19 protein-coding genes and 1 riboswitch are annotated in these 21,102 nt (G+C 66.7%); of the genes, 1 reads left to right on the top strand and 18 read right to left on the bottom strand.

Translation table 11 applies throughout. The annotated features are described in order from the left end of the window. Positions 1 to 24 precede the first annotated feature (24 nt). The 10 genes from AC1DDG_RS10450 to hisI form a co-directional block, all read right to left on the bottom strand. A complete protein-coding gene (locus tag AC1DDG_RS10450) occupies positions 25 to 1,482 on the bottom strand; it encodes a glutamate synthase subunit beta (RefSeq protein WP_476876026.1) in 1,458 nt (485 codons plus the stop codon). Further along, positions 1,475 to 6,091 (bottom strand): glutamate synthase large subunit, encoded by a 4,617-nt coding sequence (gene gltB, locus AC1DDG_RS10445; protein WP_476876025.1) that lies wholly within the window; start codon positions 6,089 to 6,091, stop codon positions 1,475 to 1,477. The genes AC1DDG_RS10450 and gltB overlap by 8 nt, the downstream gene beginning before the upstream one ends. 265 nt (positions 6,092 to 6,356) lie before the next feature. After that, positions 6,357 to 7,736: a prolipoprotein diacylglyceryl transferase gene (lgt, locus tag AC1DDG_RS10440; protein ID WP_476876024.1), complete on the bottom strand. Its 1,380-nt coding sequence runs from the start codon at positions 7,734 to 7,736 to the stop codon at positions 6,357 to 6,359. Between the two features lie 9 nt (positions 7,737 to 7,745). After that, positions 7,746 to 8,534, bottom strand: a complete 789-nt coding sequence (gene trpA / locus AC1DDG_RS10435) for a tryptophan synthase subunit alpha (protein ID WP_476876038.1) — start codon at positions 8,532 to 8,534, stop codon at positions 7,746 to 7,748. An 11-nt stretch (positions 8,535 to 8,545) separates the two neighbouring features. Further along, positions 8,546 to 9,886: a tryptophan synthase subunit beta gene (gene trpB / locus AC1DDG_RS10430; RefSeq protein ID WP_476876037.1), complete on the bottom strand. Its 1,341-nt coding sequence runs from the start codon at positions 9,884 to 9,886 to the stop codon at positions 8,546 to 8,548. Between the two features lie 104 nt (positions 9,887 to 9,990). After that, positions 9,991 to 10,809 (bottom strand): indole-3-glycerol phosphate synthase TrpC, encoded by an 819-nt coding sequence (gene trpC / locus AC1DDG_RS10425; RefSeq protein WP_476876023.1) that lies wholly within the window; start codon positions 10,807 to 10,809, stop codon positions 9,991 to 9,993. A 2-nt stretch (positions 10,810 to 10,811) separates the two neighbouring features. Beyond that, complete coding sequence (locus tag AC1DDG_RS10420) at positions 10,812 to 11,099, bottom strand: HGxxPAAW family protein (protein ID WP_230116650.1); 288 nt, start codon at positions 11,097 to 11,099, stop codon at positions 10,812 to 10,814. A gap of 98 nt (positions 11,100 to 11,197) precedes the next feature. After that, complete coding sequence (locus tag AC1DDG_RS10415) at positions 11,198 to 11,833, bottom strand: Trp biosynthesis-associated membrane protein (protein WP_476876022.1); 636 nt, start codon at positions 11,831 to 11,833, stop codon at positions 11,198 to 11,200. Then, positions 11,833 to 13,455, bottom strand: coding sequence for an anthranilate synthase component I (locus AC1DDG_RS10410; RefSeq protein WP_476876021.1), 1,623 nt, complete (start codon positions 13,453 to 13,455; stop codon positions 11,833 to 11,835). The genes AC1DDG_RS10415 and AC1DDG_RS10410 overlap by 1 nt, the downstream gene beginning before the upstream one ends. A 67-nt stretch (positions 13,456 to 13,522) precedes the next feature. Then, on the bottom strand, positions 13,523 to 13,966 hold the full coding sequence (gene hisI, locus AC1DDG_RS10405; protein ID WP_476876020.1) for a phosphoribosyl-AMP cyclohydrolase: 444 nt from the start codon (positions 13,964 to 13,966) through the stop codon (positions 13,523 to 13,525). Between the two features lie 112 nt (positions 13,967 to 14,078). On the opposite strand from hisI, the gene AC1DDG_RS10400 reads away from it, so the two are divergent. Beyond that, positions 14,079 to 14,723 (top strand): TIGR03085 family metal-binding protein, encoded by a 645-nt coding sequence (locus tag AC1DDG_RS10400; RefSeq protein ID WP_230116654.1) that lies wholly within the window; start codon positions 14,079 to 14,081, stop codon positions 14,721 to 14,723. Between the two features lie 104 nt (positions 14,724 to 14,827). On the opposite strand, the gene hisF is transcribed toward AC1DDG_RS10400, so the two are convergent. From hisF to ribD, 8 genes are all read right to left on the bottom strand, one after another. Further along, a complete protein-coding gene (gene hisF / locus AC1DDG_RS10395) occupies positions 14,828 to 15,604 on the bottom strand; it encodes an imidazole glycerol phosphate synthase subunit HisF (protein ID WP_476876019.1) in 777 nt (258 codons plus the stop codon). Positions 15,605 to 15,664: 60 nt separating this feature from the next. After that, positions 15,665 to 16,525 carry an ATP phosphoribosyltransferase gene (gene hisG / locus AC1DDG_RS10390; protein ID WP_230116656.1) on the bottom strand — a complete coding sequence of 287 codons (861 nt, stop codon included), beginning with the start codon at positions 16,523 to 16,525 and terminating at the stop codon, positions 15,665 to 15,667. Positions 16,526 to 16,584: 59 nt separating this feature from the next. Next, a complete protein-coding gene (locus tag AC1DDG_RS10385; protein WP_476876018.1) occupies positions 16,585 to 16,848 on the bottom strand; it encodes a phosphoribosyl-ATP diphosphatase in 264 nt (87 codons plus the stop codon). Between the two features lie 130 nt (positions 16,849 to 16,978). Beyond that, positions 16,979 to 17,461 carry a 6,7-dimethyl-8-ribityllumazine synthase gene (ribH, locus tag AC1DDG_RS10380; protein ID WP_476876017.1) on the bottom strand — a complete coding sequence of 161 codons (483 nt, stop codon included), beginning with the start codon at positions 17,459 to 17,461 and terminating at the stop codon, positions 16,979 to 16,981. Between the two features lie 16 nt (positions 17,462 to 17,477). Next, complete coding sequence (gene ribA, locus AC1DDG_RS10375; protein ID WP_230116659.1) at positions 17,478 to 18,179, bottom strand: GTP cyclohydrolase II; 702 nt, start codon at positions 18,177 to 18,179, stop codon at positions 17,478 to 17,480. Then, a complete protein-coding gene (gene ribB / locus AC1DDG_RS10370) occupies positions 18,176 to 18,886 on the bottom strand; it encodes a 3,4-dihydroxy-2-butanone-4-phosphate synthase (RefSeq protein ID WP_476876016.1) in 711 nt (236 codons plus the stop codon). Before ribB ends, ribA begins: the two co-directional genes overlap by 4 nt. Then, on the bottom strand, positions 18,883 to 19,521 hold the full coding sequence (locus AC1DDG_RS10365) for a riboflavin synthase (protein ID WP_476876015.1): 639 nt from the start codon (positions 19,519 to 19,521) through the stop codon (positions 18,883 to 18,885). Before AC1DDG_RS10365 ends, ribB begins: the two co-directional genes overlap by 4 nt. Continuing rightward, a complete protein-coding gene (ribD, locus tag AC1DDG_RS10360) occupies positions 19,521 to 20,636 on the bottom strand; it encodes a bifunctional diaminohydroxyphosphoribosylaminopyrimidine deaminase/5-amino-6-(5-phosphoribosylamino)uracil reductase RibD (RefSeq protein WP_476876036.1) in 1,116 nt (371 codons plus the stop codon). The genes AC1DDG_RS10365 and ribD overlap by 1 nt, the downstream gene beginning before the upstream one ends. Before the next feature lie 184 nt (positions 20,637 to 20,820). Then, positions 20,821 to 20,967, bottom strand: a riboswitch (FMN riboswitch). Positions 20,968 to 21,102: the final 135 nt, after the last annotated feature.

Raw genomic sequence — 21,102 nt, 5'->3', positions numbered from 1 at the left:
TGAACTTTCACCTCCGAGGCATCGCTAGAGGACGGCGATGGCGCGGTCCGTCGGGGCCACGGGAGCCGGAAGGATTGTGCTCCCCATCAGGAACTTGTCCACCGCGGCTGCGCAGGCACGGCCTTCGGCGATGGCCCACACAATGAGCGACTGGCCGCGTCCGGCATCGCCGGCCACGAACACGCCCTCGGTGTTGGTCATGTAGTAGCCGTCGCGGGACACGTTGCCGCGGCCGTCGAAGTCAGCGCTGACCTGCTCGGTGATGCCGGCAGGCTCGGCACCGGTGAAGCCCAGGGAGAGGAACACCAGGTCTGCGGGGATAATCCGCTCGGTGCCGGCCTTGGGCAGCCGCTTGCCGTCAACGAACTCGGTTTCGGCGACCTTGACGCCGGTCAGCTTGCCGTTTTCGCCGACAAATTCCACGGTGGAGGCGAGGTACGTGCGCTCACCGCCTTCTTCGTGGGCGCTGGCAACTTCGAAAAGCGTGGGAAAAGTCGGCCAGGGCTGATGGCCCGCCCGTTCCGCGGGGGGCTGCTTGCCGATGGCCAGGGTGGTCACCGATGCCGCGCCGTGGCGGTGCGCGGTACCGAGGCAGTCAGCGCCGGTGTCACCGCCGCCGAGGATCACCACATGCTTGCCCTTGGCGTGGATCTGGTTTTCCACCGACTCCCCCGCCACTACGCGGTTGGCCGGCACGAGGTAGTCCATCGCGAAGTGAACACCGTCAAGCTCGCGGCCCGGGATGTTCAGGTCGCGCGGCACGGTGGCGCCGGTGGCAATGACCACTGAGTCGTAACGGCGGCGCAGCTGCTCCCACGTCACGTCCGTGCCGACGGCGACGCCGGTACGGAAGCGGGTGCCTTCAGCCTTCATCTGCTCAAGCCGGCGGTCCACCTGCTCTTTTTCCATCTTGAAATCGGGAATGCCGTAGCGCAGCAGTCCCCCGATCTTGTCGTCGCGTTCGTAGACTGCCACGGTGTGGCCCACGCGGGTCAGCTGCTGGGCAACCGCCAGCCCTGCCGGGCCGGAGCCGACGACGGCGACCGTCTTGCCGGTGAGGCGTGTGGGAGGCAGCGGGTTGACCCAGCCGTTGTCGAAGGCCTCATCGATGATGGAAACCTCCACCTGCTTGATGGTCACGGCAGGCTGGTTGATACCCAGCACGCAGGACGCCTCGCAGGGAGCCGGGCACAGGCGGCCGGTGAACTCGGGGAAATTGTTGGTGGCGTGCAGCCGCTCAATCGCTTCCTCGCCCTTGTCCCGCCACATGAGGTCGTTCCACTCGGGGATCAGGTTCCCGAGCGGGCAGCCCTGGTGGCAGAACGGCACGCCGCAGTCCATGCAGCGGCCGGCCTGGCTCTTGAGGACACCCTTTTCCTGGGCCTCATAGACTTCCTTCCAGTCCATGATGCGGACGGGAACGGGGCGGCGTGGCTGGGTTTCACGCTGGCGTACTTTCAGAAATCCGCGTGGGTCAGCCACCGGTCACCTCCAGGATTCGAGACCAAACTTCTTCGCCGTCGGGGTCCAGGCCCTCTTCGATGGCGTCAAGACGGGTTTGCAGCACGGCCGCGTAGTCGCGCGGCAGCACCTTGGTAATGCGGGCAGCGGTGTCATCGAAGTTCTCGAGCAGGCGCGCCGCGAGCTGCGAGTCGGTTTCCTCGACGTGCTTGACGAGGAGGCCGTGCACGATGTCGCGGTCCTCGGCGTCCAGGTCGCGGAGCTGCAGCTCGCCGGACTCCAGCGCCTGCTTGTTCACGCGGGTGGTCCGCAGGTCCAGGACGTAGGCCGTGCCGCCGGACATGCCGGCGCCGAAGTTGCGCCCGGTCCGTCCGATGATGAGCGTCTGGCCGCCGGTCATGTACTCGCAGCCGTGGTCGCCGATGCCCTCGACTACCGCCGTGGCGCCGGAGTTCCGGACCAGGAAGCGTTCGCCCACCTGGCCGCGCAGGAACATTTCGCCGCTCGTGGCGCCGTAGCCGATCACGTTTCCGGCGATCACGTTGCTCTCCGCATTGAACACGTTGGTGCGGTCCGGGCGGACGATGATCCGGCCGCCGGAGAGGCCCTTGCCGACGTAGTCATTGGAATCGCCGTACATGCGCAGCGTGATGCCGGCAGGCAGGAAGGCGCCCAGCGACTGGCCGGCCGTTCCCGTCAGCGTGATGTCGATAGTGTCCGTGGCCAGTACGTCCGTGCTGAACGTCTTGGTGACCACGTGGCCGAGCATGGTGCCCACCGAACGGTCGGTGTTGATGACATTTACGGCAATCTTCACCGGGGCGCGGTCGCTCAGCGCTTCCGCTGCCATGGCGATGAGCCGCTGGTCGAAGTGCTTGTCCAGCTCGTGGTTCTGGCCGGTCAGGTTCCGCAGCGGGGCGTCGTCGTCGAACTCCAGCCCGTGCAGGATCGGATCAAGGTCCAGGCCCTCGGCCTTCCAGTGGTTGATCGCTTCGCGGGTGTCCAGCATTTCTGCGTGGCCTATCGCTTCCTCGATGCTCCGGAAGCCGAGTTCCGCGAGGATTTCGCGGACTTCCTCTGCCAGGAACTCGAAGAAGTTGACCACGAACTCGGGCTTGCCGCTGAAGCGGGCCCGCAGCTCGGGGTTCTGCGTGGCAACGCCCACCGGGCACGTGTCCAGGTGGCAGACGCGCATCATGATGCAGCCTTCGACCACCAGCGGGGCCGTGGCGAAGCCGAATTCCTCGCCGCCGAGCAGGGCAGCAATCACGACGTCGCGGCCGGTCTTGAGCTGGCCGTCCACCTGCACCACCACGCGGTCGCGCAGGCCGTTGAGCATGAGCGTCTGCTGGGTCTCTGCGAGCCCCAGCTCCCACGGGACACCGGCGTGCTTGAGCGAGTTCAGCGGCGAGGCGCCGGTTCCGCCGTCGTGTCCGGAAACGAGCACGACGTCGGCCTTCGCCTTCGTCACACCGGCGGCAACTGTGCCGATGCCCACCTCGGAGACGAGCTTGACGTGCACGCGGGCCGAAGGATTGGCGCGCTTGGCATCGTAGATGAGCTGCGCGAGGTCCTCGATGGAGTAGATGTCGTGGTGCGGGGGCGGGGAGATCAGTCCGACGCCGGGGGTCGAGTGGCGGGTCCGGGCAACCCAGGGGTAGACCTTCTGGGCCATCAGCTGGCCGCCTTCGCCGGGCTTGGCGCCCTGGGCCATCTTGATCTGGATGTCGTCGGCGTTGGTCAGGTACAGGCTCGTGACACCGAACCGGCCGGATGCGATCTGCTTGACGGCGGAGCGGCGCTCGGGATCGAGCAGGCGGTCCACGTCCTCGCCGCCTTCACCGGTGTTGGACTTGCCGCCCAGGCGGTTCATCGCGATCGCGAGCGTTTCGTGGGCTTCCTTGGAGATGGAGCCGTAGCTCATGGCACCCGTGGAGAACCGCTTGACGATGCTGGAGACCGGCTCCACTTCCTCGAGCGGCACTGCGGGACGGGCGCCGTCCTTGAACTTAAGGAGACCGCGCAGGGTCATCAGGTTCTCGGACTGGTCGTCCACGCCCTTGGTGTAGGACTTGAAGATGTCGTAGCGGCGCTCACGCGTGGCGTGCTGCAGCCGGAAGACCGTCTCCGGGTTGAAGAGGTGCGGCTCGCCGTCGCGGCGCCACTGGTATTCGCCGCCGCCAAGCAGCGGGCGGTGCGGCTGTTCAATGCCGCCCTCGGGGTAGGCCATCTGGTGCCGTGCGGACACTTCGGCCGCGATGACGTCCAGGCCCACGCCGCCCAGCTGGGAGTGCGTGCCGGAGAAAAATTCGTCCACGAGCTCCTGGCCCAGGCCGAGCGCTTCGAAGGTCTGCGCACCGGTGTAGGAGGCCACGGTGGAGATGCCCATCTTGGACATGATCTTCAGGACGCCCTTGCCGAGCCCCTTGATGAGGTTGTAGACGCCATCCTGCGCGGTGACGCCAACGACGTCGCCTGCTGTGATGAGCTGCTCCACGGACTCCATGGCCAGGTACGGGTTGACGGCCGAGGCGCCGTAGCCCACGAGCACTGCCACGTGGTGCGTCTCGCGGACGTCGCCGGCCTCGACCACGAGGGCCGTCTTGGTGCGGTTGGCGCTGCGCAGCAGGTGGTGGTGCACGGCGCTGACCAGCAGCAGCGAAGGAATGGGCGCCCACTGGGCGTTGGAGTCACGGTCGGACAGCACCACGTACTGCACACCGCGGTTGATGGCGCCCGAAACCTGCTCGCAGATCTCGGTCAGCCGGGCACGCAGGGCGTTCTCGCCGCCTTCGGGGCGGTAGAGGCCGCGGACCTTCATGGCGACCTTGTCGCCGTCGGCATTCTCGATGTTGGCGATCTTCGCCAGCTGGTCGTTGTTGATGACCGGGAACGGCAGCGAAACCTGCGGCTGGCGGACCTGCTTGGTGTCGAGCAGGTTGCCGTTGGGGCCGATGGCGCACGTCAGCGACGTGACCAGCTCTTCACGGATCGCGTCCAGCGGCGGGTTGGTGACCTGCGCGAAGGACTGCACAAAGTAGTCGAACAGCAGCCGGGGGCGCTTGGACAGGACGGCAACCGGCGTATCGGAGCCCATGGCACCCAGCGGCTCGGCACCCGTGCGTGCCATCGGGCCGAGCAGGATCTTGAGCTCTTCGGTGGTGTAGCCGAAGGTCCGCTGGCGGATGTTCACGGACGCGGCCGTGTGCACCACGTGCTCGCGCTCGGGGAGCTCGTTGAGGTCGATCAGGTTGTCCTTGACCCATTCGGCCCAGGGGTTCGCCGCAGCGACCTCGGCCTTGACCTCTTCGTCGTCGATGATCCGGCCGGCTTCGGTGTCCACCAGGAACATCTTGCCGGGGGAAACGCGGCCCTTCTTGACCACCTTGGAGGGTTCGACGTCGATGACGCCCACCTCGGAGGCGAAGACGACCAGGCCGTCCTCGGTGATCCAGTAGCGGCCGGGGCGCAGTCCGTTGCGGTCCAGCGTGGCCCCGACGAGGTTGCCGTCGGTGAACGACACGGCGGCCGGTCCGTCCCACGGCTCCATCAGCAGGGAGTGGTACTCGTAGAACGCACGGCGTGCCGGATCCATGGTGGCGTGGTTTTCCCACGCCTCCGGGATCATCATCATGATCGAGTGCGTGATGGGGCGGCCGGAGAGCCAGAGCAGCTCCGCCACCTCATCGAAGGACGCCGAGTCAGAGGCACCGGGGGTGCAGATCGGGAACAGTTCTTCCGGGGAATCCCCCAGCAGCGGGTTGGCCAGCTGGGACTGGCGGGCGCGCATCCAGTTCCGGTTGCCCTTGACGGTGTTGATTTCACCGTTGTGGGCGATGGTGCGGAACGGCTGTGCGAGCGGCCAGGACGGGAAGGTGTTGGTGGAGAAGCGGGAGTGGACGATCGCGAGCTTGGTCTTGAAGCGCTTGTCGGAGAGGTCCGGGTAGAACGGCTCCAGCTGAGCCGTGGTCAGCATGCCCTTGTAGACGATGGTCCGTGAGGACAGCGACGGGAAGTAGACGCCGAACTTGTTTTGGGCGCGCTTGCGGATCCGCCAGGCGCGGGAATCGAGTTCGTTGCGGTCCAGCTGCTCGCCGGTGGAGGAGGCGAAGAACGGCTGCGAGAAGTACGGCATGCAGGCGCGGGCCATGGCACCGACCAGGTCGGCCACGATCGGCACTTCGCGCCAGCCGAGGACGGTGAGGCCCTCGTCGGCGGCGAGGCCTTCGATGCCTGCCTTGGCGGCATCGGCCTCGCGCTGCTCGGCAGGGAGGAAGGCCGTGCCCACGACGTACTGCCCGGGTGCCGGGAGTTCGAATTCGGTGACGGCGCGGAAGAACTCGTCCGGTACCTGCATCAGCAGGCCGGCGCCGTCACCCGTTCCCTCGTCCGCGCCAACGGCTCCGCGGTGCTCAAGGTTGCGCAGGGCCGTGAGCGCGGCATCAACGATGTCGTAGCCGGGCTCCCCGCGCAGGGTGGCGATAATCGCAAGACCGCAGGCGTCCTTCTCCTGCTCCGGGTTGTAGAGCCCGGCTGCCTCGGGGAGCGCCGCAAACCGTTTAAACGGTGACATGGCGGCGTCCGGCTGGTTCGCTTCGGACCAGCTGGGGCTGTGAAGAGTTTGGGTCATGGGAGACGTCCTTCCTCCTGATCGTGCGTATGGAAGGGACAACGTTGGCCCCACTCAGAGCGCCGGTGTGATGGGCACAACAAAGTGTTAGTTACTGGAAATTGTAGGGCAGGGAGGACTGCTGAACTAACAGTTACGCAGTCTCTCCGCCCGGGCTTGACCGGTCAGCAGCTCTATGCTGCCCGGCATGGGCCCTGATGCCACGACGCTGTGGTGTTGGGCGCTCCAAGCGGTGGCTCAGGCTGCCCTCGGTGCCGGCGCTGAACTAGCGGGTGCCGTCAGCTTTCGGCGCAGGTCCGGTGGCAGTAGCACCGGATTTTCCGGTGTCCGGCGAGTCCTTGGCGGACGTGTTGCCGCCAGTGGCTGCCGGCACTGCTTCCGTTGGGGCAGAAGCGTGGCCTGGACCGTTTTGGTTATCTGGGAGATTATCACGCGATTCACTATCTGAGACAACGGCGTCCGCATCACGGACGGTATCGGCTGCGGCACGGCGGCCGCTTGCCTTCTCCGGTGAGGTCCCGCCGTCGTCCGCTTTCCCGGTGACAGCCGGCGCTACCGACGCACCGACCGTCTCTTTAGCGGGGCCCACGTCGCCATCCGCCGTTTCGCCGACGGGTCTGTCACCGGCCGTTTCGACGGCGGCCTTGTCGCCGGCCGTTTCGACGGCGGGCTTGTCGCCGGCCGTTTCGACGGCGGACTCAGTGCCGGGCCCGGCAACGGGCTCGCGGCCGGGGAGGTAGACGCTCTGCTGATCGCCCTTCCTGCGCAGGCCCAGCACGATGAACACGGCCAGGGCAGCGATGAACACGAAGATGCTGGTCCAGACATTGAGCCGTGTGGTGATGCCGAAGAGGCTGATCTGCTCGGCATCGTCGATGCGCATGGCTTCGATCCACACCCGGCCCAGTGTGTAGTACATGGCGTAGACCCAGAAGAGCCGGCCGCGGCGGAAATGGAACCGCCGGTCCAGCGCCAGAAGGATGAGCACACCCACGAGGTTCCAGAGCGACTCGTACAGGAAGGTGGGGTGGAACAGCGTGTCCGCAGGGAATCCGGACGGGAAGTTGGGGTTGTCGGAGTCAACCTGGAGGCCCCAGGGCAGCGTGGTGGGGCCGCCGAAGAGCTCCTGGTTGAAGTAGTTGCCCCAGCGGCCAACGGCCTGCGCGAGCAGCAGTCCCGGCGCCGCGGCGTCCAGGAACGCCGTGAGCTTGACGCCCGCCCGGCGGCAGCCGATCCAGGCGCCGAAGGCACCCAGCACCACGGCACCCCAGATGCCCAGGCCGCCGCGCTGGATTTGCGGGATCAGGGACAGGTCCCCCGTGCCGTCAAAACCCGGCCCGAAGTAGGCGTCCGGGGAGGAGAACACGTGATAGAGCCGGCCGCCGATGATGCCGAACGGGATGGCCCAAATGACGATGTCCCACACGCTGCCTTCGGGAGCTCCGCGCTTTGCCCACCGCACCGACGTCAGCCACAGGCCGACGATGATGCCCGCGAGGATGCACAGGGCGTAGGCATGGATGCGCAGCGTGCCCCACGGCAGTGGAATGTCGAAGCCGGACCAGTCGGGGCTCGGAATGCTCGCCGGGACGAAGCCCGCCGGCACCATATTCGCCAGCGCGGCCGCGGAGTGGAACATCTGCATGATGGAGGGCTACTTCCTGGTCAGTCCGGCGCTAAGGTCTTTGGTCAGGCTGGCCACGGCGTCCACGCCGCCGTCGCGGATGGCGGACACGAGGGCTGTTCCCACGATCACACCGTCGGCATAGGCGGCGATTTCCGCCACCTGGTCCGCGTTCGATACGCCGAGGCCCACGCAAACTCGCTCCGCGCCGGCCACCTTGGCCGCGGCCACCACGCCCTTGGCTGCCGTGCTCACGGAAGACCGGGCGCCGGTGACACCCATGATGGAGACGGCGTAGACGAAGCCCCGGCTCGCCTCGACCGTGCGCCGCATGCGATCGGTCGAAGACGAGGGGGCCACAAGGAACACCCGGTCCAGCCCGTACTTGTCGGAGGCTTCCATCCAATCCGCGGCTTCGTCCGGGATGAGGTCCGGAGTGATCAGGCCCGCTCCCCCGGCTTCGGCGAGGCGGCGGGAAAATTCGTCCACGCCCATCCGGATCACGGGGTTCCAGTAGGTCATAACCAGGACGGCAGCGTCGGTTTCGGCCGTGATGCCAGCCACGACGTCGAAGACCTGGCGGACGTGGAACCCGTTGGCGAGGGCTTCCGTGGTGGCGGCCTGGATGACCGGGCCGTCCATTACCGGATCCGAGTACGGAATGCCGATCTCGATGAGGTCAGCGCCGTTGCGTGCCAGGGCTATGCCGGCGGCGATGGTTTCCTCGACGCTGGGGTAGCCGGCGGGCAGGTAGCCGATGAGGGCCGCCCGTCCTTCCGCGCGGGCCTTGTCAATGGCGATTGCCGATTTGCTGGTCATCTGCGCGGTGCTCACAGCTGTTCCCCTTCCTTGCCGATGGCGGCCTCTGCGGAATCCTTCTCCAGGAGGTCGAACCATTCGGCTGCTGTTGCCACGTCCTTGTCGCCCCGGCCGGACAGGTTGACGATCACGATCTTGTCCGAAATCTTGCCTGTGGCCTGGCCCGCTGCGGCCTCCTCAACGGCCAGCCGCTGCCCCACCTTGATGGCGCCGGCAAGGGCGTGCGAGGACTCGATGGCCGGAATGATGCCTTCGGTGCGGCACAGGAGCCGGAAGGCCTCCATGGCTTCGCTGTCCGTGATGGGCTCGTAGCTGACCCGTCCGATGTCGGCGAGGTACGAGTGCTCCGGGCCGACGCCCGGGTAATCCAGTCCGGCGGAGATGGAGTGCGATTCGATGGTCTGGCCGTCGTCGTCCTGCATGAGGTACGACCGCGCACCGTGCAGCACGCCGGGCCGGCCGAGCGTGATGGTCGCCGCGTGGCGGCCAGTTTCCACGCCGTCGCCTCCGGCCTCGAAGCCGTAGATCTTAACGGAGGCGTCGTCGAGGAAGCCGTGGAAGATGCCGATGGCGTTGGAGCCGCCGCCGATGCAGGCGCAGACGGCGTCCGGCAGGCGGCCGGTCTGGTCGAGGATCTGCGCGCGGGCTTCCTCACCGATGACCTCGTGGAAGTAGCGGACCATCGCGGGGAACGGGTGGGCGCCCGCTGCGGTGCCGAGCAGGTAGTGGGTGTTTCCGACGTTGGCCACCCAGTCGCGAAGCGCTTCGTTGATGGCGTCCTTGAGGGTCTGCGACCCGTTCGTGACGGGAATGACGGTGGCGCCCAGGAGCTCCATCCGGGCCACGTTCAAGGCCTGGCGGCGGCAGTCTTCCGCGCCCATGTAGACGACGCATTCCAGGCCCAGCAGCGCGGCGGCCGTGGCGCTGGCCACGCCGTGCTGGCCGGCACCGGTCTCGGCGATGACACGCGTCTTGCCCATGCGCTTGGCAAGCAGCGCCTGGCCCAGCACGTTGTTGATCTTGTGCGAGCCGGTGTGGTTGAGATCTTCGCGCTTGAGGAAGATGCGCACTCCCCCGGCGTGCTCGGCGAACCGCTTGGCTTCGGTCAGGAGCGAGGGCCGCCCGGAGTAGTTCTTGTTTAGATCGGCGATCTGTGCGGTGAATTCGGGGTCCGCCTTGGCTTTTTCGAACGTGTCTTCCAGTTCGTCCAGGGCCGCAATCAGTGATTCAGGCATCCATCGGCCCCCGTAGGAACCGAAGTAGGGTCCCGGGGCGTGGCGCAGCGATGCGCCTCCCTGCAGGAATGCGTCCACCGAGCCTTCGTCAGAGCCGGCTGTCGGCGCTTCGGCCATCAGTCTCACCATCCTGTTCACTTTTGACTAATTGAGGTCAGGCGGCATCCGGTGCGCAGCCTATTGCGGGCTGTGTCCGGATGGCGCCACGGTTAGGGCGAAGCTTAGACGCGGGCAGCGATCGCTGCGGCCCCAGCTGCGGCGAACTCCGCGATGCGTTCGCGCGGTGTGGCGTCACTGACGAGCGCCTCTCCCACGAGGATGGCGTTGGCGCCGTTTGCCGCGTAGTGGGCAACGTCGTCGGCTCCCCGCACGCCGGACTCCGCCACCACGACCGCGCCGGCCGGAATGCTTCCGGCGAGTGAGGCAAAAAGGGACCGGTCGACGTCGAGCGTCTTGAGGTTGCGTACGTTGACACCGATGATCCGGGCGTCGGCATCCACGGCCCGGTCGATCTCCTCCGGCGTGTGCGTCTCCACCAGAACATTCATGCCAAGTTCCCGGCTGAGCGCACTGAATTCACGCAGCTGCTGATCGGACAAAGCGGCCACGATCAGCAGGACAAGGTCCGCACCGTGGGCGCGTGCCTCCCAGATCTGGTACTCGTCCACGGTGAAATCCTTGCGGAGCAGCGGGACGTCCACGCGGGCCCGGACCGCATCCAGGTCCGCCAGCGAGCCGTTGAAGCGGCGCTGTTCGGTTAGCACGCTGATCACGGCGGCGCCGCCGTCGGCATAAAGCGCCGCCAGCGAGGCCGGGTCCACGATGTTCGCGAGGTCGCCCTTTGACGGGCTGCGGCGCTTGATCTCGGCAATGACCTTGAGCTGATCGCGGGTGGCCGACGGCCCGTCGAGGGCTGCCCACGCGTCGCGCGCCGGAGCCGCTGCCAGGGCGCGGTCCTTGAGTTCCGCGAGGGACACGAGGCGCTTGCGGCCGTCCATGTCCTCCCTGACACCGGCATTGATGTCGTCGAGAACCGTCACGGTCAGTGGCCGGTGCCCTTGATCTTGCTGCCGCCCACGCCGTAGCCCGCCTTGCGCATGATGAAACCGGCCAGCAGGCCGAGCACCATGACCGCGGCACCTGCCACGAAGATGGGGGTGCTGGCGATGACAAACGCGATGGCGGCGATGAGGGCGCCGATCAGCATGACGATCACGCAGGTCCACGCGGCCGGGCTGTTGCCGTGGCCCAGGTCAATGCTGTGGTCGATGCCGTGGTGCGTCTTTCCGGGCGCCGCGGGCTTAGTACCGGAAACAGTGGCTTTGCTCATGTGAATCTCCTCAGGATCAATACTGCTTACATTCTGCCATTTTTTGGCGCGGCCTTAGTCATCGGCGGGCACGCCGCGTGGCTCCGTGACCATCCGGCTCAGGTGGGATCGTCGCCGCGCGAGAGCCGGTCCCAGCTGTCGATCTCGTCGACAGGGCCGGCCTGGGCGCCAGAGCTGCCTGGTGCGGCGGCGTCGTACTTGGTCCGCGCCTTCCAGCGCCGTCCCGCCGGGACGACCAGGAGCCCGCCAAGCGCGAGAAGGGAACCGGCGACGACGGCGAGGACGGGAAACGCCGTAACGCCCACCTCCGCGCTGCTCCCGCTGATGCCGGTGGCGGCGGCGATGGAACCCTGCGCGGCCGCCAGCGGGTCCGCGAGTACGGTCGCCGCAGCGGTGACGATCCCGACGGCCGCCAGCACGATGATGGCCGTAATGATCCAGCGGGCGATCCTGCCGGCGATGGACGCGGCGAGGCCGCCCGCCAGGGCGACGAGGGCAAGCGCGGTCACCGTGGTGGCTGCCTTGCTCCCCTGGACCTGGAGTCCGTTCTGTTCCGCGGCGCCCTGCCCCAGTTGCTGCGGGTCAAGATGGACAGTCAGCCAGGTCTGGGTGGTGGTGCCGAAGACCGCCAGCGCCAGTACGGCAATGAGCAGGACCACCGTGGATTTCCGCGCCCATGCCGGGGTGCTGCTGCGGGCTTTTGTCCTGGCGGCGGACTCTGCCGGAACCGCCATCAGGACTCTGTTCCGGCTTCTGCGCCGGCTTTCGGGCCGGTTTCCTTCCCGGCCTTCCGGCCGGTGGCGTCAGCCGCGGAGACAGAGTCCGGCGTGATGTTGTGCAGCGAGCCCGCCGTGTGGACTGCGCGGAGCGGAGCGGCCGCCTTGTTGACAGTTTCCAGCGCCTCGGTGGGATTGACTGAGTCCGCCACGATGCCGCCGCCGGCCTGGACATAGGCCCGGCCTTCGCGCAGCAGCGCCGAGCGGATGGCAATGGCCATGTCCATGTCCCCGGCGAAGTCGAGGTATCCCACCACGCCGCCGTAGATTCCGCGCCGGTGCGGCTCAAGCTCATCGAGCAGGCGCAGGGCGCGGGGTTTCGGGGCGCCAGACAGTGTTCCGGCCGGGAAGGTTGCCTTCAGGACGTCGTACGCCTTCGCAGTGGGGGCGAGCCGTCCCACGACCGTGGAGACGAGGTGCATGATGTGACTGAAGCGTTCCACCTCCATGAACTGAGTGACGTCCACGGACCCCGCCATGCAAACCTTGGAGAGGTCGTTACGGGAGAGGTCCACCAGCATCAGGTGTTCCGCCCGTTCCTTTTCGTCCGCCAGGAGTTCTTCGGCGAGGGCCTTGTCCGTTTCCACGGTCTTGCCGCGCGGGCGGGACCCGGCAATGGGGTGCGTGATGACGTCGTCGCCGGTGACCGTCACCAGCGCCTCGGGCGACGAACCGACGATTGAGTACTCCCGGCCGTCCGCGTCCTCGAGGCTGAAGATGTACATGTAGGGACTCGGGTTCGTGTTGCGGAGCACCCGGTAGACGTCAAGCGGGGATGCGCCGCACTCCATCTCGAAGCGGCGGGAGATGACCACCTGGAAGACTTCACCGTCCACGATCGCCTCCTTCCCGCGGTCCAGGGCAGCTAGGTAGGCAGGCTCGTCCCACCGTTCCTGGACACTGGACGCGAAGTCGAGGGCCGCGGGCTCCAGCACTGACACGGGCTGGGTCACGGGAGTGCTGATGCGGGCCAGCAGTTCCTTCACGCGGCCGACGGCATCCTGCCAGGCTTCGTCGACGCGGTCGGGGCTGTTGTCGAAGTTGATCGCGTTCGCGATCAGCAGCACCGTGCCGTCCATGTTGTCGTGGACGGCCATATCCGTGACGAGGTTCAGCGCCATTTCGGGCAGCTGAAGATCGTCTTCGGGAGGGCTGGTCAGCCTTTCCCAGTGCCGGACGGTCTCCCAGCCGAGGAAGCCCACGAGCCCCGAGGTGAACGGAGGCAGTCCGTCGAACCGGTCGGTGCGCAGGGCATCGATCGTGTCCCGGATGGCGTCGACCGGGTTACCGTCAACGGGAACGCCAGCGGGCGGTTGGCCAAGCCAGTGTGCCTGCCCGTCCTTGGTGGTCAGTGTGGCGCGGGACCGTGCGCCGATGAAGGAGTACCTGGACCAGGCGCCGCCGACGGCCGCCGATTCCATCAGGAAGGTGCCCGGCTGGCCCTGTGCCAGTTTCCGGTAGAGGCCGATGGGCGTTTCGGCGTCGGCCAGCACCTTGAGCCGGACAGGGATGACACGGCTGTGGCCGGCGAGTTCCCGGAATTCTTCCAGGCCCGGGCTGATGATTCCAAGGTCCTGCATGGCTATTGGTTCTCCGTCTGTTCTTGGGTGGTGCCTGATTCGATGGATCTGGTGAGTGGAACGCAGGCTATTCGGCCGTTCCGGTCACGACGTCGAGGCCCCGGCCGTCGAAGCACGTGCGTGTTCCGGTGTGGCAGGCTGCACCGACCTGATCGACGCGCACGAGGAGGGCATCGCCGTCGCAGTCGAGGGCCACCGATTTGACCCACTGCACATGGCCCGAGGTATCTCCCTTGCGCCAGTACTCCTGGCGGGACCGGGAGTAGAAGGTCACCCGGCCGGTGGTCATCGTGCGGCTCAGGGCTTCGTCATCCATCCAGCCGAGCATGAGCACCTCGTCGGTGTCGTGCTGCTGCACGATCGCGGCCACCAGTCCGGCGCCGTCCCGCTTCAGGGCAGCGGCGATTTCGGCGGGAAGCGGGCTTGCGGACGGGCGGTCGCCGGCAGCAGTGCCGACGGCGGCGGCAAGGGCTGAACCGGGAGTGGGGCTGGGGGCGGGCTGCTCAGACATCAGGTCAAGTCTAGTGCCTCACCACATGGGCCTAATCAGTGTGAAGAACAGCACAAACTGGCGAATCGATTCGCTGCGCAACTGCCCCGGCGACGTGCTAGTTTCACAAGTGATGCATTTCGTCGACCCGTCCCGAGAAGTCCTGGCCGAAACCCTGCTGGCGGCTGGCCCTGAGTCCCCCACGCTTTGCCGTGGCTGGAAGACCAGGGACCTGGCAGCACACCTGTATCTGCGCGAGCGGAAGGCCGCTGTGGGCCTCGGCCTGATCATCAAGGGCCTGTCAAGGGCTTCCGACAAAGCCACGGCCAAGCTGGCCTCGAAGCTCAAGACGGCCGACGATTACAGCAAACTGGTGAACTCGTTCCGCGCCGGACCGCCTGCTTTGTCGCCAATGAAGATCAAGGCGCTGGACGAAAGCTCCAACCTGATCGAATACTTCGTCCACACCGAGGACATTCGGCGTGCCGTGGACCGCTGGGCACCGCGTGCCCTCGACGAGGAGTATTCAGAGGCCCTGTGGGATGAACTCATCAAGCGGGCTGCCATCCTTTACCGCGGCGTGGACCTCGGCATCGTTCTCGTCCGGCCCTCCGGCCCCCGGCATGTCGCGAAACGCGCGCCGGTCTCCGTAGCCATCGTCGGCGAGCCCGGCGAACTGCTGATGCACGCCCACGGCCGCACCCGCCATGCCCTGGTGACCTTCGAGGGCCAGCCGGACGCCGTCGCGCTTCTTCAGTCCGCCGAAGTCGGGCTGTAACTGTCACCGAATTAGCCTGTCGAAATATCGCTGATTGAGCCTGCCGAAATCAGGCGTCAAAACTCTGGTTTCGACAGGCTCAACCAGCTCACCTGCCGGCTTCCCTAGCGGACTTCGAAACCGGCTTCGCGGATGGCCGCCTTGACCTGCGACATCATGTCGTCCGGGCCCCAGTGGAAGATCGAGGCGGCCAGTACGGCGTCCGCACCGGCCTCGACGGCGGGCGGGAAGTGCGCGGGTTCGCCGGCACCGCCGGAGGCGATGATCGGAACCCTGACGGCGGCCCTGACGAGCCGGATCAGCTCGAGGTCGAAGCCGTCCTTCGTGCCGTCGGCGTCGATCGAGTTGAGCAGGATTTCGCCGACTCCCCGGTCGGCAGCTTCCTTCGCCCAGGCGACGGCGTCGATTCCGGTGCCTTGGCGGCCGCCATGGGTGGTGACTTCAAAGCCCGACGCCGTGGGCTCGGATCCGGGGCGCGTGCGCCGTGCGTCCACGGACAGCACCAGCACCTGGGATCCGAAGTGCTTGGTGATTTCGTCGATGACGTCGGGGCGTGCCACCGCGGCGGTGTTGATGGACGCCTTGTCCGCACCGAAGCGGAGCAGCTTGTCCACTTCGGCAACCCCGCGGACGCCGCCGCCCACGGTGAGCGGGATGAACACTTCCTCTGCGGTGCGCCGGACGACGTCGAACGTCGTTTCCCGGTTGCCCGACGACGCCGTCACGTCCAGGAAGGTGAGCTCGTCCGCTCCGGCGTTGTCGTAGCGGTGGGCCAGTTCGACGGGGTCTCCGGCGTCGCGGAGTCCTTCGAAGTTGATGCCCTTGACCACACGGCCGGCATCAACGTCCAGGCACGGAATGACGCGTACGGCTACAGCCATGACTTCTCCTGTTGTCCTGCAGAATGCTGTTAATGAAGGGCCCGCGTTTGCGGAGGCGGCTCAGATGCGGCAGGCGTGGATGCTGCTGACCAGGATGGCGCGGGCGCCGAGGTCGTACAGCTCGTCCATGATCCGGTTGGTTTCCTTCTTGGGGACCATGGAGCGGACGGCAACCCACTCGGAGTCACGCAACGGCGAGACCGTGGGCGACTCGAGGCCGGGGGTGAGCGCGGCGGCTTCCTCTACGAGGTCCTTGCGGATGTCGTAATCCATGAGCACGTACTGGCGCGCCACCAGGACGCCCTGGAGGCGGCGGATCAGGACCTCGATCTCTTTCGAGGTGCCGTTCGCGGCGCCTCCCTGCCCGGTGCGGCGGATCAGGACGGCTTCGGACTTGAGAATGGGATCCCCGAAGATCTCCATGCCGGCGGCCTTGAGCGTGTTGCCGGTTTCGACGACGTCGGCGATCGCGTCCGCCACGCCGAGGCGGACAGAGGATTCCACGGCACCGTCGAGGCGGACGACCTTGGCCTTGATGCCGCGGTCTGCAAGGTAGTCGCGCAGCAGGCCGTCGTAGCTAGTGGCCAGCCGCTTGCCTTCGAGTTCGGACACGTCGGAGAAATCGCCTACCGGACCGGCGAAGCGGAAGGTGGACGCCGCGAATCCCAGCGGAAGCAGTTCCTCTGCCTCCACCTGTGCGTCCAGAAGGAGGTCGCGGCCGGTTATGCCGACGTCGAGCGTTCCCTGGCCCACGTACACGGCGATGTCCCGGGGGCGGAGGAAGAAGAATTCGATCTCGTTGTCAGGGTCCACCATGACCAGCTCGCGGGTATCGCGGCGCTGGCGGTAGCCCGCCTCGGAGAGCATCGCAGACGCGGCTTCGGACAGGGATCCCTTATTGGGTACAGCTACTCGCAGCATGGTAGGTCTTTCTGGGGTTGGAAGTTTTCAGTTCAGGCAAGCGGGCCACGCGGACGCGGCTACAGATGCTTGTAAACGTCTTCCAGGCTCAGGCCCTTGGCCAGCATCAGGACCTGCAGGTGGTACAGGAGCTGCGAGATCTCTTCGGCCGCGGCGTCGTCGGACTCGTACTCTGCCGCCATCCAGACTTCGGCGGCTTCCTCCACGACTTTCTTGCCAATGCCGTGGACTCCGGACTCCAATTCGGCGACGGTGCGGGAGCCCTCCGGACGGGTGGCTGCCTTCTCACTCAGTTCTGCGAACAGCGTCTCGAAATTCTTCACGCCCTCCAGACTACTTGCTCCGGGCCGGACCCCGCCTGTCGGGCCGTTGCATGACGGCGGGGATGTGAGCGAATACACACGCTGGGTGCGTCCGCCCCATCCCCGCTGTCTCGACTGGCCTTGCGGTTACTCAGTACTGCTTGAGCAGCAGCGCGGTGGTCAGCGCAGCTGTGACGGCCTCGTGGCCCTTGTCCTCCGAGGAGTCCGGCAGTCCCGCCCGGTCCAGGCCCTGCTCCTCGGTGTCGCAGGTCAGCACGCCGAACCCGACCGGAACGCCGGTGGTAACGCTGACGTCGGTGAGCCCCAACGTCGCCGCCTGGCAGACGTAGTCGAAGTGGGGCGTTCCGCCGCGGATGACGACGCCGAGGGCAACGACGGCGTCAAAATGCGGTGCCAGCCGCGCCGCGGCTACGGGAAGCTCAAAGCTGCCGGGCACCCGGAGAACGGTGGGTTCGCTGATGCCCGCGTCCTTGGCTGCGCGGAGCGCGCCGTCCAAGAGTCCGTCCATGATCTGGGTGTGCCAGCTGGCGGCCACGATGGCCAGCTTCAGCTGCGAGGTTTCCGCCAGGTTGAGGGTGGTGAGGTCGATCTGTGGTGCGCCGTGTCCGCTCATGGGTGGTGTTGATCCTTCAGTCTTGTTCGTGGTCAAAAGTGCCTGAGCCGTTGCCAGGTACAGTCGCGGCCTGGCCATCCAGGGTGAGCATGTGGTCCATCCGGTCCTTCTTGGTCTGAAGGTAGCGGATGTTCTGTTCCCGTGAGGGCACCTCGGTGGGAACCATCTCCACCACTTTGACGCCCGCCTTGGCCAGTCGGTTCTGCTTGTCCGGGTTGTTGCTCAGCAGCCTGATCTCGTGGAGTCCCATCTCGGCCAGGATCTGCGCTGCGGCGTTGTAGCACCTGGCGTCCACGGGCAGCCCGAGCTGCTCATTGGCCTCGACCGTATCGAAGCCGGCCTCCTGCAGGGCGTAGGCCTTGATCTTGTTGGCCAGTCCGATGCCGCGGCCCTCCTGGCCGCGCAGGTACAGGAGCGTACCGCCGTTTGCCTCGATCATTTCCAGGGCATAGGCGAGCTGCTCGCCGCAGTCGCAGCGGTAGGACCCGAAGACGTCGCCGGTGAGGCATTCGGAGTGCAGCCGGACGAGGGGAGCCTTGCCGTCCCTGGGAGGGTTGGGAGAGCTCACAGCGAGGTGCTCCGCGCCAGTGATCAGATCGGTCCAGGCCTGCGTCACGAGGTTTCCGAACGCCCCGGGCAGCTGCACCACAGGACCGCCGCTTACCGGATGCGGCACCCGGCCGTTGCTGCTGGTCTCCGCTGCTTGAGTTGCGGTCATCGTCTTTCCCCTTCTCCGGCCGGACTGGCTTCCGGACTGCTCTCCTGTGAAGATACACGGTCGTTTACCTCAAGGTATGCCACGAGGTCCTCGATCGAAATCAAGGGGCAACCGTGTTCCGCGGCGAAAACCCGCAGGCCATCCAGCCGCATCATTTCACCGTCGTCGTACACAACTTCTGCGATCACGCCCACAGGCTCCAGTCCGGCGAGCCGGCACAGGTCCACGGCCGCTTCGGTGTGGCCGGGGCGTTCACGCACTCCCCCCTTAACGGCCCGCAGCGGGAAAATATGCCCGGGGCGTGTCAGCGACTCCGGTTGGCTGCCGGGGTCCGCGAGGATCCTTGCGGTCAGCGCCCGGTCCGTGGCAGAGATGCCCGTGCTCACGCCGGCGGCGGCATCGCAGGAGACCGTGTAGGCGGTGCCCTTCGCATCCTGGTTGACCTCGACCATGGGCGGCAGGTCCAGGGCATCCGCGCGGGGACCCGCGAGCGGAACACAGATGACGCCCGAGCTGTAACGGATGGTCCAGCCCATCAGGGCCGGGGTGGCGTGCTGGGCCGCGAAGATGATGTCGCCTTCGTTTTCGCGGTCCTCGTTGTCAACCACCAGCACAGGCCGGCCGGCCGCCATTGCCCGGACAGCGTCCCCGATCGGATCAAGCGTCAGCGTGCCGGTGGCAGCCGAATCAAGTTTTGCCGCGCTCACTTCTGGTCCTCCGTAGCCGTTGCCGTGCCGCTGAACGCCAGCAGCCGTTCGGTGTACTTTGCCAGTACGTCCACTTCGAGGTTCACTTTTCCGCCGGCCGGCTTCGCGCCCAGTCCGGTGTCGGCCAGGGTGGTCGGGATGAGGCCCACCTCGAACCAGGGAGCGGATTCCTGGGCCGGGCTGACAGCCGTGACCGTGAGGGAGACGCCGTCGATGGCGATGGATCCCTTCTCCGCGATGTAGCGCGCCAGCCGCAGCGGCACTCCGAACCGGAGCCGTTCCCAGTTCCCTTGGGCCTCGCGTTCGAGGAGTTCGCCGACCCCGTCCACATGGCCCTGGACCACATGGCCGTCAAGGCGGCCGCCTGCCGGCACGCAGCGTTCCAGGTTGACGGCGTCCCCCGCGGTGAGTTCGCCGATGGTGCTGCGGATGAGGGTCTCCCCCATGACGTCGACGCTGAAGTCCTTGCCGTCAATCTCGGTCGCGGTGAGGCAGACCCCGTTGACGGCGATCGAACCGCCCAGCGGCAAACCGTCGGCGGTGCCGGGGGCGTGCAGGCGCAGCGTTGCGCTCACATCCCCATTACGGTCCACGGACAGGACCTTCCCCTGCTCGGCAATAATTCCGGTGAACATCAGTAGCCTCCCATGGCTGTGCCCGCTGCTGTGCGGGCAGGTAGTGAATTGGTTGACGTGGAGTGCGCCGCTGCCGGCGCAGGGCTTTGGGTGGCATGCGGTCCTGCCGGACCTTCCGGACGCAGGTGCAGCCGAAGGTCCCTGCCCAGCTTCTGGACTGCTCCGCCGGAGGCTGCATCCCATTCCCAGCGCTGGGCATCGGCAAGGGTGCCGATTCCGAGGCCGCTGAGCGCAGCGGTTCCCGATCCGAGCAGCGTGGGCGCCAGGTACACGATCAGTTCGTCCACCAGGCCATCCGTCAGGAAGGCGCTCAGGATCTTGGATCCGCCCTCCACCATGACGTGACGCGCGCCTGCCGCAAACAGCAGGGACAGTGCCTCGCCGGGCTCACGGGTGGGCAAATGGAGGATTTTGCCGTCGTCGCCGCGCACGGCGGCGTCATCGGGAACATCGCGAAGACCCATCACGGCCCGCAGGGGCTGTTCGCCGGAGGCATCGCCGTTGGCATCCCTCGCCGTGAGCCGCGGGTTGTCCACGAGGACTGTCTGGGTGCCGACGAGGATGGCGTCGATCCGGCGCCGGATGGCGTGGTTGTCCGCCAGAGACTCCGGGCTGGAGATCCACTGGCTAGTGCCGTCATCAGCAGCGATCCGGCTGTCCAGCGTCTGGGCGATGTGCAGTGTGACGAAGGGGCGCTTGGCCTCGACAGCCTGGAACCAGCGCCGGTTCAGCTCCAGCGCGCGGTCCGCTGCCAGTCCGCTCCGCACGCCGACCCCTGCGGTGCGCAGGGTGGCTGCCCCACCGGCCGCCGGATCGTGGGGGTCGTCGACGGCGTACACGACATTCGCTATTCCGGCATCAATGATCGCCTGCGCGCAGGGTCCCGTGCGTCCCACATGGTTGCAGGGTTCCAGGGTGACCACCATGGTGGATCCGCTGAGATCCACTCCTGTGCTGACCGCTGCCGCTATGGCGTCGGCCTCAGCGTGCGCCGTTCCGGCCCCGCGGTGGTAGCCGGTCACCAGGTGACGGCCGTCAGGGCCGACGACGACGGCACCCACCAGGGGGTTGGCGCCCCGCGGCCCCTGCAGGGCAGCTTCCAGGGCGGTGTCCATGGCGGCGGTTTCGGCAGCGCTGAAGGCGTTGATCGGCTGGCCGCTCACGTGGAAACCGCCGGATCCGCCCACACGGTACGAATGTCCATGCGTCTGTGTCGTTCCTTCCCTCTCGAACCGCGATGGCTCCGGGGGTATACGACAGTGCAATGCTGCGGCGTCAGTAGACGCCACAGATACAGCCGTACGTGCTTCTCTCATCCAGACTTTAACTGTCGGTACCGGAATTTCACCAGTTCAACCGTCCGCCGGGCTTTCCGAGGAAAAACCGGCTCGCGGGTCGCGGACTGTCACCGCCGGTTCGGACTTACACCGACCCCGGAGCACGTATGTGTGTTGCTATTCTGACACAACCCGGAGCATGCTCCGGGTATTCCCTGCCATGGACCGTCACGGAATCCGTAACGTCAGCGGCGTCCGGTGGACGACGCCGAACCGCGTTGCGGTCCGGGCGCGCCGGCCAAAG

This window comes from Arthrobacter sp. 10L430 (genome assembly GCF_056395245.1).
Note: the sequence above shows the minus strand (reverse complement) of the source record. Positions and strands in the feature narration are given on the sequence as shown.

Coding starts and splice junctions, on each gene's coding strand:
- gltB (WP_476876025.1), bottom strand. CDS start 6,091: ATGACCCAAACTCTTCACAGCCCCAGCTGGTCCGAAGCGAACCAGCCG.
- lgt (WP_476876024.1), bottom strand. CDS start 7,736: ATGCAGATGTTCCACTCCGCGGCCGCGCTGGCGAATATGGTGCCGGCG.
- trpA (WP_476876038.1), bottom strand. CDS start 8,534: ATGACCAGCAAATCGGCAATCGCCATTGACAAGGCCCGCGCGGAAGGA.
- trpB (WP_476876037.1), bottom strand. CDS start 9,886: ATGGCCGAAGCGCCGACAGCCGGCTCTGACGAAGGCTCGGTGGACGCA.
- AC1DDG_RS10420 (WP_230116650.1), bottom strand. CDS start 11,099: ATGAGCAAAGCCACTGTTTCCGGTACTAAGCCCGCGGCGCCCGGAAAG.
- AC1DDG_RS10415 (WP_476876022.1), bottom strand. CDS start 11,833: ATGGCGGTTCCGGCAGAGTCCGCCGCCAGGACAAAAGCCCGCAGCAGC.
- AC1DDG_RS10410 (WP_476876021.1), bottom strand. CDS start 13,455: ATGCAGGACCTTGGAATCATCAGCCCGGGCCTGGAAGAATTCCGGGAA.
- hisI (WP_476876020.1), bottom strand. CDS start 13,966: ATGTCTGAGCAGCCCGCCCCCAGCCCCACTCCCGGTTCAGCCCTTGCC.
- AC1DDG_RS10400 (WP_230116654.1), top strand. CDS start 14,079: ATGCATTTCGTCGACCCGTCCCGAGAAGTCCTGGCCGAAACCCTGCTG.
- hisF (WP_476876019.1), bottom strand. CDS start 15,604: ATGGCTGTAGCCGTACGCGTCATTCCGTGCCTGGACGTTGATGCCGGC.
- hisG (WP_230116656.1), bottom strand. CDS start 16,525: ATGCTGCGAGTAGCTGTACCCAATAAGGGATCCCTGTCCGAAGCCGCG.
- ribH (WP_476876017.1), bottom strand. CDS start 17,461: ATGAGCGGACACGGCGCACCACAGATCGACCTCACCACCCTCAACCTG.
- ribA (WP_230116659.1), bottom strand. CDS start 18,179: ATGACCGCAACTCAAGCAGCGGAGACCAGCAGCAACGGCCGGGTGCCG.
- AC1DDG_RS10365 (WP_476876015.1), bottom strand. CDS start 19,521: ATGTTCACCGGAATTATTGCCGAGCAGGGGAAGGTCCTGTCCGTGGAC.
- ribD (WP_476876036.1), bottom strand. CDS start 20,636: ATGGACACCGCCCTGGAAGCTGCCCTGCAGGGGCCGCGGGGCGCCAAC.